Below are 15109 nucleotides of genomic sequence, written 5' to 3'. Positions count from 1 at the left end.
TTCTGGAACACCGTTTATTCGGAAAAAACATACTAGGAATGGGCTGTGACAAGACTTTAGTCACAGCCCCCTTGTTGTTTTATTTTGCTTGGATCAATTCTTTTAGTTTTTCTTTTGAAATAGATTCATCAAAGATTTCTTTACCCAAGATGACAGTTGGAACAAATCGAATATGTGCTTGCTCAGCTTCGTTAATGATAGCTTGGCTCAGCTGTTCGTCTTTTTGTTCTGCCAGCCCTAATTTATCTGCTGCAAAATCCGCTACTCCTTGGAGCGAAAGATGTTTCCACTCGTCTTGAGTATCGAATATTTGTTTGATCTCTTTGATTGCTTGTTGTCCATCGCTGATCGTGATATACCGGTGCATCACGTTTCCTCGCTGCAAGCTTTCTTTTTCTTTATCGAATAATTTGATCACTCTCTGTAATTGACCACTTTGGACGGCTTCTTCCAATAGCTCATGAGATTCTTCAAACCATTGTCGGCAATATGGGCAAGCTAAGTTGATGAATTCAATCATTTTTTTAGGAGCATCTGATGAACCATAAGTAATACCTTTTTCTGTAGTTGTTTTTGTTGCATCAATCACTGATATATCCATGTAAAAACACCTCTTTCGGTTATAGTTTACACATGTCTGACAAAAAAAGGCAACGATTTAGATTGTTTTTCTAAAAAAATGATTGAAATAGACGTATGTGAAATATTTTTCTAAATAAAAGAAAAAATGGAATATTTTACGTTATAATGGAACAGATAATAAGAGAGAATATGAACAAGGATGATGAATCATGCGAAAAATGAAAACAATGGACGGCAATACGGCAGCCGCGTATATTTCTTATGCTTTTACCGAGATTGCTGCAATATATCCGATAACGCCAAGTTCGACCATGGCTGAATTAGTCGATCAATGGTCAGCAGCAGGAAAAGAAAATGTATTTGGTCAACCAGTAAAAGTAGTGGAAATGCAGTCCGAAGCAGGAGCAGCTGGCGTGGTTCACGGTTCACTGAAAACTGGTGCGCTGACAACTACATATACCGCCTCACAAGGGTTGCTTTTGATGATACCGAATATGTATAAAATTGCTGGGGAACTGCTGCCAAGTGTTTTTCACGTTGCTAGTCGGGCAGTGACGACGAATGCTTTAAATATATTTGGAGATCATGGAGACGTGATGGCTGCAAGACAAACAGGGTTTGCGATGCTAGCTGAAAGCAGTGTGCAAGAAGTGATGGATTTAGCACCTGTTGCCCATCTTGCTTCCATTGAAGGCGAATTGCCTTTTTTGAATTTCTTTGATGGGTTCCGTACGAGTCACGAAATTCAAAAAATCGAAGTTTTGGAATATGAAGAATTAGCTCCTTTGGTCAATCAGGAGAAATTAGCTTCTTTTCGTAAACGAGGGATGAATCCCAATCATCCGACAGTTAGTGGCACGAACCAGAATCCAGATATTCATTTTCAACAACGGGAAACAATCAATCCGTATTATGATAAGTTACCTGCAATCGTACAAAAATATATGAAAGAGATCAATCGATTACGAGGTACTTCTTATGATTTGGTGACTTATTACGGAGCAGCTGATGCAGAAGAGGTCATTGTTTCGATGGGATCAGTTGCACAGACGATTGAGCAAACAGTTGATTATTTGAATGCAAACGGACGGAAAACAGGTTTTTTGAATATCCATCTTTATCGACCTTTTCCAGTGGAAACATTCGTGCAAAAGTTACCTCATACAGTAAAAGCAATCGCTGTTCTTGATCGAAGTAAAGAGCCAGGAGCAGGGGGAGAACCCCTTTTATTAGACATTCAAAGTGCGTTATATGATTCTGAATTTCGCCCGGCTATTATTGGTGGTCGCTACGGATTAGGTTCGAAAGATGTGACGCCCGATCAAATCTCGGCAGTTTTTGATGAATTGCAAAAAGATCCAAGTATACGCAAAAAACGGTTCACCATAGGGATCGTGGATGATGTGACTTATCAATCTTTGGAAACAAAAGAAAGTCTAGATTTAACAGAACCGCAAACATTCCAGGCAAAGTTTTGGGGATTTGGATCTGACGGAACAGTTGGTGCAAATAAATCAGCCATCAAGATTATCGGGGATCACACAGACAAATATGCTCAAGGCTATTTTTATTATGACTCGAAAAAATCTGGCGGTCTAACTGTCTCTCATCTTCGTTTTGGAGATACGCCGATACGTTCAGCGTATCTTGTCGAGCATGCGGACCTTGTTGCTTGTCACACACCAGCTTACCTGCATAGCTATGACTTGGTCAAAGGATTGAAGCCAGGTGGAATCTTTTTACTGAATACTCTTTGGAGTGACGAACAATTAGAAACGCATCTGCCGATAAAATTAAAACGTTACTTGGCTGAAAATAACATTCGGTTCTATACGATCAATGCCATGAGATTGGCCCAAGAAGTTGGTTTGGGACGCCGAATCAATACGGCAATGGAAACAGCATTTTTTAAATTAGCTGACATCATTCCATTTGATGAAGTGATCCCGTTGCTAAAAGAAGAAGCGCTAAAAAGCTACGGGCATAAATCAATGGCTATCGTAGAAAAAAACATACAGGCAATCGATCGGACAATCAAACTGCTTCATGAAGTTGTGATTCCAGAAAATTGGAAAACATTGGAGATGCCTGAAAAAATCAATAAAAGAAACAGGGGGTATGTACAAGAAATCCTTGAGCCGGTGAATGCACAGGAAGGGAATCATCTCTCTGTTGGTACGCTTGTAGCAAATGGAATGACAACTGGCGAAATGCCTTTAGGAACGGCTTCTGTTGAAAAGCGAGGTGTCGCTTTAGAAGTACCTGAGTGGATTAGTGATCGCTGTACGATGTGTAATGAATGTGCCTTTGTTTGTCCTCATGCTGCCATCCGTCCATTTTTAGCAGATGAAGAGGAAATGGAAGAAGCGCCAGAAGGATTTATCGTGAGAGAAATGCGAGGCGCAGACGGCGTAAAATACCGTATCCAAGTTTCAGTGGAAGACTGTACAGGTTGTGGTCTGTGTGTAGAGGCTTGTCCCGCAAAAGGTAAAGCTTTAGTAATGAAACCTTATGAAGAACAGAAAGAACAAGCTATGAATTGGGCTTTTGCAATGACGCTAAGACAAAAAGAAAATCCATTGAAAGGGAAAAATACGGTTTTATCGACACAATTCAACCAACCGCTTCTTGAATTCTCAGGCGCTTGCTCAGGCTGTGGCGAAACACCTTATGTAAAATTATTGACACAAATGTTCGGCGATCGAATGATGATCGCGAATGCGACAGGCTGTTCTTCTATTTGGGGCGGTGCCTCTCCAGCTTCTCCTTATACGACAAACGGATGTGGTCAAGGGCCTGCATGGTCAAATTCTTTATTGGAAGATAATGCTGAATTTGGTTATGGTATGCTTCTGGCGGCACAGACTCGTCGTGAGGCTTTGGCAAATTCAATCAAAGAAGTATTGCCAAAAGTATCAGAAGAACTGCGAGAATTGATGGAAGACTGGTTGGAACATCTCTTTGAGAGTGAAGGAACGCAACAAAGAGCAGCAAAACTGCAAGCAGCGATCGAAAACGAACGATCAATTGTCCCTGAATTGGAAGGTATATACAAGAGAAGAGATCTATTCGTAAAAAACAGCCAATGGATGATTGGCGGAGACGGATGGGCTTATGACATTGGTTTTGGCGGAATCGATCATGTACTTGCCAGCGGAGCAGACGTAAATATCCTTGTTTTGGATAACGAAGTCTATTCCAATACCGGCGGTCAAACCTCAAAAGCAACACCAGCTTCGGCAATCGCTAAATTTTCAGCTAGTGGAAAATATGCTTCAAAGAAAGACTTAGGGATGATGGCGATGACATATGGGAATGTCTATGTAGCACAAATCGCTTCAGGTGCCAATCAAATGCAGACAATCAAAGCATTTGAAGAAGCAGAAAAGTATCCTGGTCCTTCTCTGATTATTGCCTATACACCTTGTATCACACATGGTTTGCTTGGTGGAATGAAAGAATCGCTTAAAGAAGCAAAAGAAGCTGTTTCTTCTGGTTATTGGTCATTATATCGATATAACCCTACAATGGTCGAAAAAAACAAAAAACCAATGACTTTGGACTACAAAAAACCTGATTTCTCTACTATGCCTGATTTCATGAGGAAACAAGTTCGCTTTTCCTCGCTAGAGAACGCAAATCCAAATCTTGCAAAAGCTTTATTTGAAAAGACTGTCCAAGATGCTAAAACACGTTTTTACAACTATGCTGCACTGTCAGGAGAATTAGAAAAAATCAAGAAAAGACTTGAACCAGAAGAGTCTATTGATGTAGTCGTTAAGACGAGAAAAGAAAAAACGACGGATCTTGAAGCGGAAGAAAGAAGAGCAGCCCGAAGAGCCGCCAGAGCAGAACGACGTAAAAAAATGGAACACGTTACAGAAGAAAAAAGTGAAAAATAACAGAAAAAATGTAATGAATAATTCTCTGAGGTTTAAAAAATTTTATTCTAGAGAAAAATAAAACGCATACTTGTAATTTTCTTGAAAATTATGTGTTTTTCTCAAGAAAAAAACGAGCAGATCAGCCTCTAAAATTAAAACATATGATATACTAGAGAGGAAATCTCAAAAGAGAAGAGAGGCTTTTTATGTCATTTCAAATCGGGGAACTTTTTAATTTGGACTATTGGCAGCAAATGTTTTCCGGTGACTTGTTCTCTCTGAATTTTTTGGTGAACATACTTGATATTCTGGTTGTCTGGTATCTTGTATACAAACTGATCCAACTGCTGCGAGGCACAAAAGCGATTCAGCTTCTGAAAGGTGTAGCTATTTTTATTGTTATCCGAATCGTAGCGGAAATCATTGGTCTGCACACCTTGTCTTGGTTGATGAACCAAGTCATCACGTACGGGGTGATAGCTGCTATCGTGATTTTTCAGCCGGAAATCCGGAGAGGACTGGAACATCTTGGACGCAGTTCGCTTTTCAAACAATCAAAAAGCGAACAGCAGGAAGATGAGAAGATGATCTTGTCTTTTGACAAAGCCATCCAATATATGTCCAAGCGAAAAATCGGTGCACTGATCACTATCGAACGTCATACTGGATTAGATGAGTATATTGAGACAGGGATTGCTTTAGATGCAGATATCACTGGGGAGTTGCTGATCAATATCTTTATTCCTAATACACCGCTGCATGATGGTGCAGTTATTGTAAAAGAAGGAAAGATCGCAGTAGCAAGCGCCTATCTTCCACTATCAGAAAGTATGTTGATCCCTAAAGAATTCGGGACTCGACACCGGGCAGCTGTCGGTATAAGCGAAGTCAGCGACGCGATCACCATCGTTGTCTCTGAAGAAACCGGGGACGTCAGCATCACGTTAGACAATGAACTGATGGCTGGCTTATCCCAGCAAGAATATTTGGCAATCTTGCGTAGAGAACTAATTGCTGAAGAGAAAACAAAAAATAAGAAAAACGTGATTCAATCTTTCCTAGACGGTATGACTAAGGGAGGGGATCGCAAATGATCTCAAAAGAGAAACGGACAAGTATTCTTTACAGTTTTATTGCATTGCTGTTCAGTATTGCACTGTACTTCAATGCAAATGGACAGTCCGTTCAAAACACGCTTTCTGGAAATGAAGCGTATAATCAAACAGTCACTGGTGTACCAATCAAAATTTCATATGATTCGCAACGCTATTATATCCATGGATATGAAAACACAGTGACTGTCAAACTTTCCAGTGCCAACCGAGTCCAGTTGAATGCAGAAGCAAACGAAGATACACGGATGTTTCGCATCACTGCAGATATCACTAAGCTTGGCGAAGGAACACATGAAGTTCCGCTGAAAATTCAGAACTTGAGCAGTGCTGTCACAGCAAAGATGGAACCATCGACTATTACAGTAACGGTTGAGAAAAAGGTGACAAAAGATTTCGATGTGGAAACATTGATCCCTTCAACGATCACACCATCTGGATATGAACTAGATGATACTTCCGTTAGTCCTAAAAAAGTCTCTATCACTACAGGTGACAAAACGTTGGCCGAAATCAAACGAGTAGTAGCTGATGTGGATGCTTCGATGGTCACGGATGATGGCATCAATAGTAAAGTGCCGATACAAGCGCTGAATGCAGCAGGAGAAATATTAAGTATCATTTCCGATCCAGTGCAAGTAACTGTGAAAGCTGATGCAATCAAACCAAGCAAAACGGTACGACTTTATGGGACGCAACAAGGAACACCGGCTGCTGGGGTTGAAAGCTATGATTTCAGTTTTTCAGACTTGGAAGCAGAAGTAAGCGGATCTAGCGATTTGCTTGCATCAATCGGCGACAGTATCGCTGTACCGATCAATGTCTCAGGAATCAGTCATCGAACAACTCGTAAAATCGAAATACCAGTAGAAGAAGGACTAAGTATCAAACCTAAATCAGTCAGTGTGGAGATTACACCCGTAATGCAAACGTCAAGCAGCAGTTCCGCTTCGACAAGCAGTCGGACACAAGAAGATACAAATACAAGTACAAGCACTTCATCTGCTGATTCAGTAACGGTACCTTCAACAACAACGTCCATTTCTTCTAGTTCGGGATCTGCAACAAGCAGTTCATCCACGAGTACAGAAGAAACATCGCAAACAAGCGAATCAACACAAATGAGCAGAACAAATTCCTCGGAAAATTAAGTTAAAGGAGTAATTTTACAACTATGGGTAAATATTTTGGAACAGACGGCGTCCGCGGTGAAGCCAACAAGGAACTTACGCCAGAACTTGCATTTAAGCTGGGACGATGCGGAGGTTATGTCCTAAGCCAGCATGAAGAAGAAGGAAAACGCCCACGCGTACTAGTGGGGCGGGATACAAGAATCTCAGGTCAAATGTTAGAAGAAGCGCTGATTTCAGGACTTTTATCGGTGGGTATCGAAGTGTTCCAACTAGGTGTGATTTCTACGCCAGGTGTTGCTTATCTGACACGATTACAAAAAGCAAGTGCAGGAGTCATGATCTCTGCTTCTCACAATCCAGCGCAGGATAATGGAATCAAATTTTTTGGTGCAGACGGTTTTAAATTAGTAGATGATCAAGAACTAGAAATCGAAGCGTTATTGGATGCAGAAGTAGATGAATTGCCTCGTCCATCAGCTGATGGTTTGGGAACTGTAGAAGAATTTCCAGAAGGTTTATTGAAATATTCTCAATTCCTTGTACAAACGATCAATGGCGATCTTTCCGGTTTGACGATTTGTGTCGATGCAGCAAACGGAGCAACTTCAACAAGTGTCAATCGTTTGTTCGCTGATCTTGAAACAGACTTCTATACAATGGGCACAAATCCAGATGGTTTAAACATCAATGATGGGGTAGGTTCTACACATCCAGAACGTTTAGCTGAGATGGTCGTTGAAAAAGGAGCAGATGCTGGTCTAGCTTTCGATGGCGATGGCGATCGCATCATCGCGGTAGATGAACTTGGGAATATCGTCGATGGTGATAAAATCATGTTTATCTGTGCTAAATACTTAGCAGAAAAAAATCGCTTGAAAAAAGACACTATCGTTACAACTGTGATGAGCAACTTAGGCTTCCACAAAGCGGTAGAAGGAATCGGTCTGAAAGATGTCGTTACACAAGTCGGTGATCGTTATGTTGTAGAAGAAATGCGCAAAAACGATTATAATTTTGGTGGCGAGCAGTCTGGACACATGATTTTCTTAGATTTCAACACAACTGGTGATGGGATGCTTTCAGGAATTCAGTTGTTGAATATTATGAAACAGACGGGTAAAAAATTATCTGAGCTTGCAGCAGAGGTAACGATTTATCCGCAAAAATTAGTGAATATCCGCGTAAGTGATAAAAATGGTGCGATGGATGTTCCAGCAATTAAAAAAGTGATCGAAGAAGCAGAAGCTGAAATGGGATCAGAAGGTAGAATCCTAGTTCGTCCTTCCGGCACAGAACCATTACTTCGTGTGATGGCAGAAGCGCCTACCGATGAGAAAGTCAATTACTATGTCGATAAAATCGCAGCAGTAGTCAAAGAAGAAATCGGTCTAGATTAAGAACCTAAGATAGAAGAGAAAAAGCAAAGACTAGTGACGGTTATTCGTCGCTGGTCTTTGCTTTTTCTTTTATTTAAAAACATATTGTGTAAGAAATATTATACCAATGTAAGAGATGAAAAAAATCAACATCACTAGTAAAATAGCACGTTTGCATGCTTTATCTGCTTTTAATCCTATTTTTTTGTGGATATGATCAAGAATAATATAACTAGGAATTTGAGCCAATAGATAGACGTAATAATAGTTTTGCCCGTCCGCAATAAGGAAGTACAAAACAAGAGAAGCAACTATACTATCAAAAAAGAGAATAGACCAGCGTAAGAGCGTTAATTTTGTTACCATCGAAAATCATAGGTAGAACTCCAGCGTGCTTCAGTCAAGGTTATTCTACCAGTCCCTCTATTGCCGTTAGCATCTATATAACTATCATTTTTGTAAACATCAGGCTTGATAGTGGTAGTATCTAATTCAGAAGCAAGGGAGACGATTGCAGTAGAAGTCAGGACGAGTGAGGAAACAACAATTGTAGTGACAAAAATAATAAGCATTTTTCTTATCATAGGACAACCTCCATTTTGTTTTTGTTATAATATGAGTATAATAGTTTCTTTGTTACCCTTATATTTTATAATCATCGAATTGTTTTTGGTAGATTTGTTGCATAAGCTCACAAAAATTTTGGAGGGAGAAAAAATTGAGGTTTGGCGAAATGTATCGATATATAAGGAAAGGGAAAGGAATGACTCAAAAAGAAGTTTGTAATGATTTTTTAGATAGGACAACTCTTTCGCGGATTGAAAAAATGAGACGGAGCCAAGGTTTGAAAATGCTTGTTATTTATTAGAGAGGATAGATGTATCTTTAGATGAATTTAGATATTTGGCAAATATAGAGAATAGAGATAACCGTACAAGGCTTATTGAGGATCTTTATTCTATTATTTCAAATACAGAAAGTGCACAGATAAGAAAGTTGTATAGACGATGTTTAGAATTTACATCTACTTGTTCAGATAAAAAAATAGAAGAAATCCTGTTGATTTTACGCTTGTATTTATCTGCTGATCCTATGGTCTTTGATAAAACAGAATGCAAAGGGTTGGTGACTCCGATTTGGCAGCGGCTTTCAAAAATAGAGGTGTGGACATTAAGAGATATTCAAATATTTGCGATCATTTCATTTCATCTAGAAATCAGCACGTTAGAAATAATGTATCCGATTCTATTAGCTACGCTTGATAGATATAATCGATTGGATGTTGTCGATACAGTAAGGCTGACACTTTTGATGAATATCTCTCAAATATATATACAAAAAAATCTTGTAGAAGATGGCCGATATATGTTGAATCTAGCAAAAGATATTGCGAAACGAGCAAAACGAGCTGATTTTCTAGGCGCGATTTTCGTAAGATTAGGGTACTGCCAAAACGATACAAAATTAATGCAAAAAGGGTTTGATTTACTTGAAGTAGTTGAAGAAACGGAATTAAAAGCCAAATTATTAAAGGAACTCCAATATTATAGACAGAGAAAGTGAACGATTTATTGAAACGAGGTTTTAAAAAGTAAACGGGAAATAAAGTAAAAATACCGAACACTAAAAATCAAATTTTTTTGTGTTCGGTACATACTATGCTTTTATTTTTTACAAAAGACTGCAAAAATCAAATGTTTTCCCGTACAGAAACGTTACTCAACTGTCACTGATTTCGCCAGATTACGTGGCTTGTCAACGTCAAACCCTCGTAATAGTGTGGCGTAATAGGCAAGTAATTGAGTCGGTACGACTGTGGCAAGAGTAGACAGATAAGGGTGGACTGCTGACAGTACTAGTTGGTCATTTTCCTTTTCTAATCCTTCTGAGACGATAACTAATGTTTTAGCGCCACGGCTTTCGACTTCTTTCAGATTACCTCGAGTATGCGCGCCAGTCACTTCTTCACTGATGATTCCGATCACGGGCGTTCCTTCTTCAATCAAAGCAATTGTTCCGTGTTTCAATTCACCAGCAGCAAAACCTTCTGCCTGGATGTAACTGATTTCTTTCAATTTCAGAGCGGCTTCAAGAGAAACGTTGTAGTCTGCCCCGCGTCCGATATAAAAAGCATTTCTTGTGTCACTGAGGTATTCTGCAGCCAGCTCCTCTAAATAATCTTTCCGGGCAATGACCGATTCCATCGCATTTGCGACTAAACTCAATTCATGAGTGATATCGAACGAAAGAGAAGTTTCTACTTCTTTTTTGTCACCGATAGCTTTGGCTAATAAAGTCAGTACTGCTATTTGTGCAGTATAAGCTTTCGTTGATGCTACTGCAATCTCAGGTCCGGCATGCAACAATAGGGTGAAGGACGCTTCTCGCGAAAGAGTAGAGCCAGCAACATTTGTAATCGTAAGTGAAGGATAGCCAAGACGGTTGATTTTTACCAGCACTTGCCGACTGTCCGCTGTTTCGCCACTTTGACTCAAGAAAATAAAGAATGGTTTTTTTGAAAGAAGAGGTGTGTTATAGCCGAATTCACTAGCTAAATGAACCTCGACAGGAATCTGTGTCAATTCTTCCAAAGTCTGTTTACCAGCTAATCCCGCATGGTAACTAGTTCCGCAAGCAACGATGTAGATTCGATCGCTGTCAGATAATGTATCGATCAGTTTTGGATCAAGAGGGACCCGATTGTCTTCTGTTACGTATTTTTGAGCAATACGGCGCATGATAATAGGCTGTTCGTCGATTTCTTTCAGCATATAAAAAGGATAGGTGCCTTTCTCGATATCTGAAGCATCTACTTGCGCTTCAAATGAAGAACGTTCCATAATGTCGCCCGCAAAATTTTGGATAATAATTTTGTCTGATGTAACGGTAACCATCTCTTCATCTTCGACCTCGACGAATTTCTTCGTATGAGCAAGCATAGCCATTGCATCGCTGGCAATCACATTGAATCCATCACCAAGTCCGACTAACAATGGGCTTTTGTTTTTTGCTACATAAATCACATCAGGTGTTGTACGATCAATCAAAGCGAAAGCATAAGAACCTTTGATGATGCGCAAAGCTTTTAAAAATGCCTCTTTTGCCGTCATATCCTTCGCAAAAGTTTCAATCAGATGAGCGATAATCTCAGTATCTGTCTCACCGATAAAGTGATCATCTGTTAAATAAGCATTTTTAAGTTCTTCGAAGTTTTCGATCACGCCATTATGGACGAGCACGAAACGTCCGCTTTGTGAAGTATGTGGATGGGCATTTTCCTCAGATGGTTGTCCGTGGGTTGCCCAACGTGTATGGCCGATGCCTATAATTCCTGTAGTATCAGAAGTTATTCTATCTTTTAAATTTTGGATTCTGCCTTGTGCTTTGACTAAATGATCTGTCGTGCCATCTGAGACAAAGATGCCAGCTGAATCATAACCGCGGTATTCCAATTTTTCTAGCCCGCCAATCAATCCTGGTGTTACATTTTTTAATCCAATCATTCCAACAATTCCGCACATAAAAAACATCCTACTTTCTATAATGAATTCGTATGAATGCTTCCAGCTGCAGGAAAATCCTTTTGTTTTATCTTTGCAGATACTTTTTGTGGATCTTCTGTAGAGTGCAGTCCCTAGGGTCATCCGCCGAATCTTTCGATAAACCCTCTCCTCGTCATCTGTTTACACAGACCAGGCGCTATCCTAAAAGGTATAACTATCCTCCTTTTTTATTTTTTATCTGGAAACATTTAAAATCATACCCTTTTGCGAATGTTTTTGTCAACAAAAAAAGAATAAAAATAAATTGGTATATATCGAATTTCCTTTTGGGGGTGCGTTTTGTGTCAAAAAATAATCGGTTTTTATCTATCATCTTTTTCAGGAGTTCGGTACAATAGAAAGTAATAGGATGAAGGAGGAGAAAAATGGATTCAAAAATCGAAATCATGACACTTGGAAGGTTAAAAAAACAATTGTCCGAATTTAAAGCATCAGCTGGTGTATCAGATGACACAAAAATATTTTTAGATACTGGTTGGGATAGCATCCAGGAAATCGCACCTGATGCCTTGGAAGTTGTCCAAGCGCGAGAGTTTACGGTAGAAGATGAATGGACAAAAGAATCATTTTCCGGGTATGCGCGTGAAGAAAAAGCAGAGCGGTTCGACGCTTCCGAGCAGTCAGAAACTGTAATCGTCATAAAAAACTTGTATTAGAAAGGAGAAAGAATGAATAAAAAACGTTGGGCAGCAGTTCTGATTGCTGCGGGATTATTTGTGGTTTCGTTAGTTTCGGCGAGTTTGACTAAGCCTCAGAAAAACAATCAAGTCGAAGGGTTGAACAGTTGGTTATACGGGGATGAAGAGTTAGTACCAAATGTGTTGGAAGAGGGAGACAGTACGCAAAAAATCGTAAAACTAACAGTAGATGGTACGATTGCTGCAGGAGGATCTTCTGGTTTATTTGCTTCTGAAGGCTATAACCATGAAAATTTCATGGAACAACTGAAAGCTGTGGAAGAAGATCCAACAGTCAAAGGAATTTTTTTAGAAGTAAACTCTCCTGGTGGTGGTGTCTATGAAAGTGCGGAAATCGCTAAGAAATTAGATACGATCCGTAAAGAACATGATATCCCGATGTATGTCAGTATGAAAAACATGGCAGCTAGCGGTGGTTACTATATTTCTGCTCAAGCAGATAAAATCTTTGCAACCGAAGAAACAGTGACCGGTTCAATTGGTGTGATCATGTCAGGATTGAATTATTCAGGCCTTTTAGAAAAACTGGGTGTGGAAGACACAACAGTGAAAAGTGGCGCATTGAAAGATATGGGTTCAGGAACACGCCCAGAGACAAAAGAAGAGGAAGCAGTGCTTCAAGCGTATATTGATAGTGCGTATCAACGATTTGTAAGAATCGTTAGCGAGGGACGAAATAAATCTGAAGAAGCAGTCAAAAAAATAGCAGATGGAAGGATTTATGATGGTGTCCAAGCAAAAGAAGTAGGTTTAGTCGATGAATTGGGATTCCCTGAAGACGCCTTACAAGCTATGCGAAAGGAACAAAAACTTGAAGATGCTGAATTAGTAGAATATTCCTCCGCATCATCTGGATTTGCCAGCACATGGTTAGGGAGCAAACTGGCAGAGTTCCAAGGATTGAAATCTTCTGAAACTAGTCAGATCTTATCAATACTTGAGAATCTCGGAACTGCAGAATCACCAAAAGCAATGTATTATTACGGAGGTGAGTAAGCATGACGGAACTTCCAAACGAAAATAAGGAACAAGGAAGAGAGAGGCAGCAGCAGCCTGCTGTGGGACCTGATCCAAGCTTTTCCCAAAAGGTGCTGAGCTCTTTTGAAAGAGAACCGATGACGTCAGAAGAAATCAAAAAGAAACAACGGAAATGGAAAAAGTATACTGACACAAAAAATGAACCACCAAAAGCAAATGATTTTCCTCATTATTTCTATGCAGGTTTTTTGATCCGAATGTTTGCCTTCTTGATCGATCTTTTGTGTATCGGAGCTATTACACGTTTAACACTTGGTATTGCCAAAAATCTAGGTTGGCTGAATTTTTCAGATTCGTATTTGAGTCTCTATGGATTCACAGCATTACTCATTTATTTAGCGTATTTTGTTTTATTGACGAAACTCAATCATGGCCAAACGATTGGGAAAATGATCTTCGGTATTCGAGTCATCAGTTTTGATGAAGAAGAACTTAGCTGGTCAACTGTTTTAGTTAGAGAAGGTGCTTGTCGGTTCATTCTAAAGTTTCCTTTGCTGATGTTAGGGTATCTTCCAGCAATCTTTAATCAGAAAAAGCAGCATCTGGGAGATCTTTTCACTAATACAAGTGTCGTTACGATTAATCTGATCAAAGCATTCAACCAAGAAGTTAACAGCTGATGATCCATAAAAAACAGTAGTTTGAAGCATCTTCTAAAAGTCAGATTAAAAATCTAGCTTTTAGAGGATGCTTCGATTATTTTTAATTGTCATGCTTTTTTTGTTTTGCTACTATTGAACATGAGCTGAACATAAGCAAGAGGAGGACACTGCGTGAAGCCGATTGATTTTCCAGAAAAATATGAGAATTTAATGCGAGTGGCCCAACAAGCACTAGCAAACCAGCAATATCAGCAGGCAAAAGAACTATTTCAACGTGCTTACGAGTTAAAAGAAAGCTTTGAGGCTAATAGCCTGCTTGTTTTTTGTCTTTATGAGTTAGACGAGAAAAAAGAAGCGTTGAAACAAGCACTCTTACATGAAAAACAGTATCTTCAAAACGAGGAGTTTGCTGAATTTTATTTTGACTTGTTAATCAGCGCACAAGATTTTTTATATGCTAGAAAATTGATAGCAAGTACAGATTTTTATGAATCTTTTGAGCAGCGTATCATTGAAAAAATCCAATTTGCAGAAGAATTGTCCGGACAAATGGAGAGGCAAAAAGTCAAGGCACTCCATAAAAAATCGGAGGAACTTCCTTCATTGGAACCAGCACGTCAGCTGTCGTCTATCGAGGAGATCGAACAGCTTCCTTACCATGAGTTTATCCAAACAGCGAGTAAACTGATTGTATTACCAGAGGTCCATATTTTAGCGAGGGCAAAATTGCTGGAGACACTCAGGCAATTGAATGAATGCAACCCTGTTTTCTATTTGACGATTGAAGAAAAACTAGTCAAAGTCATACCCAAAGATTTGCCTAAGCCACAGCAACAGTCAAGTTATCGACAATTGTGTGTGTTTTCAGATCATTACGGGAATGAAGATGCGCTACTTAGTTCGGTGCTGAAAGAAGAATTTACGTTGCAATCTGCAATCGTTTATCCTGTCTATGATACATACATTGAAGACCCGAGGCGTTGGTTTCAACTGACTGTAGAGGCATGTACAGGAAAAACGATGTATGATGGTACGGAAGATGAAAAACAAGATTTTTTTAAAAAACGAGAGAAAATTTTGCAGCAAATGATCTTCTTCCATTAGATTTTATCAGTGAAAAA

General features: G+C 39.5%; 12 protein-coding genes. 9 read left to right on the top strand and 3 right to left on the bottom strand.

The window, feature by feature from the left end:
* Window positions 1-79: 79 nt before the first annotated feature.
* Complete coding sequence (locus tag KFO35_RS00680) at window positions 80-601, bottom strand: DsbA family protein (RefSeq protein ID WP_002314839.1); 522 nt, start codon at window positions 599-601, stop codon at window positions 80-82.
* Window positions 602-791: 190 nt separating this feature from the next.
* Between KFO35_RS00680 and nifJ the strand changes: the two genes are divergently transcribed.
* The 4 genes from nifJ to glmM all read left to right on the top strand — a co-directional run bounded on the left by nifJ (window position 792) and on the right by glmM (window position 8108).
* Entirely contained in the window at window positions 792-4484 is a 3693-nt protein-coding gene (gene nifJ / locus KFO35_RS00675) for a pyruvate:ferredoxin (flavodoxin) oxidoreductase (RefSeq protein WP_156271808.1), read from the top strand.
* Window positions 4485-4672: 188 nt separating this feature from the next.
* A complete protein-coding gene (cdaA, locus tag KFO35_RS00670) occupies window positions 4673-5560 on the top strand; it encodes a diadenylate cyclase CdaA (RefSeq protein WP_002287821.1) in 888 nt (295 codons plus the stop codon).
* Window positions 5557-6729, top strand: a complete 1173-nt coding sequence (locus KFO35_RS00665) for a CdaR family protein (protein ID WP_002314841.1) — start codon at window positions 5557-5559, stop codon at window positions 6727-6729. The genes cdaA and KFO35_RS00665 overlap by 4 nt, the downstream gene beginning before the upstream one ends.
* A 23-nt stretch (window positions 6730-6752) precedes the next feature.
* The gene (gene glmM, locus KFO35_RS00660) at window positions 6753-8108 is read left to right on the top strand and encodes a phosphoglucosamine mutase (protein ID WP_002292085.1); all 1356 of its coding nucleotides are present in this window, start codon (window positions 6753-6755) and stop codon (window positions 8106-8108) included.
* 338 nt (window positions 8109-8446) lie between these two features.
* On the opposite strand, the gene KFO35_RS00655 is transcribed toward glmM, so the two are convergent.
* On the bottom strand, window positions 8447-8671 hold the full coding sequence (locus KFO35_RS00655; RefSeq protein WP_002314843.1) for a hypothetical protein: 225 nt from the start codon (window positions 8669-8671) through the stop codon (window positions 8447-8449).
* 475 nt (window positions 8672-9146) lie between these two features.
* On the opposite strand from KFO35_RS00655, the gene KFO35_RS14510 reads away from it, so the two are divergent.
* Entirely contained in the window at window positions 9147-9650 is a 504-nt protein-coding gene (locus tag KFO35_RS14510) for an Rgg family transcriptional regulator (RefSeq protein WP_229507553.1), read from the top strand.
* Window positions 9651-9802: 152 nt separating this feature from the next.
* Here the strand turns inward: KFO35_RS14510 and glmS are convergent, their stop codons facing one another.
* Window positions 9803-11608, bottom strand: coding sequence for a glutamine--fructose-6-phosphate transaminase (isomerizing) (gene glmS / locus KFO35_RS00645; protein WP_156271806.1), 1806 nt, complete (start codon window positions 11606-11608; stop codon window positions 9803-9805).
* A 407-nt stretch (window positions 11609-12015) separates the two neighbouring features.
* On the opposite strand from glmS, the gene KFO35_RS00640 reads away from it, so the two are divergent.
* From KFO35_RS00640 to KFO35_RS00625, 4 genes are all read left to right on the top strand, one after another.
* Complete coding sequence (locus tag KFO35_RS00640) at window positions 12016-12306, top strand: hypothetical protein (RefSeq protein WP_002314846.1); 291 nt, start codon at window positions 12016-12018, stop codon at window positions 12304-12306.
* A gap of 12 nt (window positions 12307-12318) precedes the next feature.
* Complete coding sequence (gene sppA / locus KFO35_RS00635; RefSeq protein ID WP_156271804.1) at window positions 12319-13344, top strand: signal peptide peptidase SppA; 1026 nt, start codon at window positions 12319-12321, stop codon at window positions 13342-13344.
* 2 nt (window positions 13345-13346) lie between these two features.
* Window positions 13347-14006 (top strand): RDD family protein, encoded by a 660-nt coding sequence (locus tag KFO35_RS00630; RefSeq protein ID WP_002314848.1) that lies wholly within the window; start codon window positions 13347-13349, stop codon window positions 14004-14006.
* A gap of 153 nt (window positions 14007-14159) precedes the next feature.
* On the top strand, window positions 14160-15092 hold the full coding sequence (locus tag KFO35_RS00625) for a tetratricopeptide repeat protein (RefSeq protein ID WP_002314849.1): 933 nt from the start codon (window positions 14160-14162) through the stop codon (window positions 15090-15092).
* Window positions 15093-15109 lie beyond the last annotated feature (17 nt).

The organism is Enterococcus lactis (assembly GCF_015751045.1).
In the GTDB taxonomy this organism is placed as follows: domain Bacteria; phylum Bacillota; class Bacilli; order Lactobacillales; family Enterococcaceae; genus Enterococcus_B; species Enterococcus_B lactis.
Note: the sequence above shows the minus strand (reverse complement) of the source record. Positions and strands in the feature narration are given on the sequence as shown.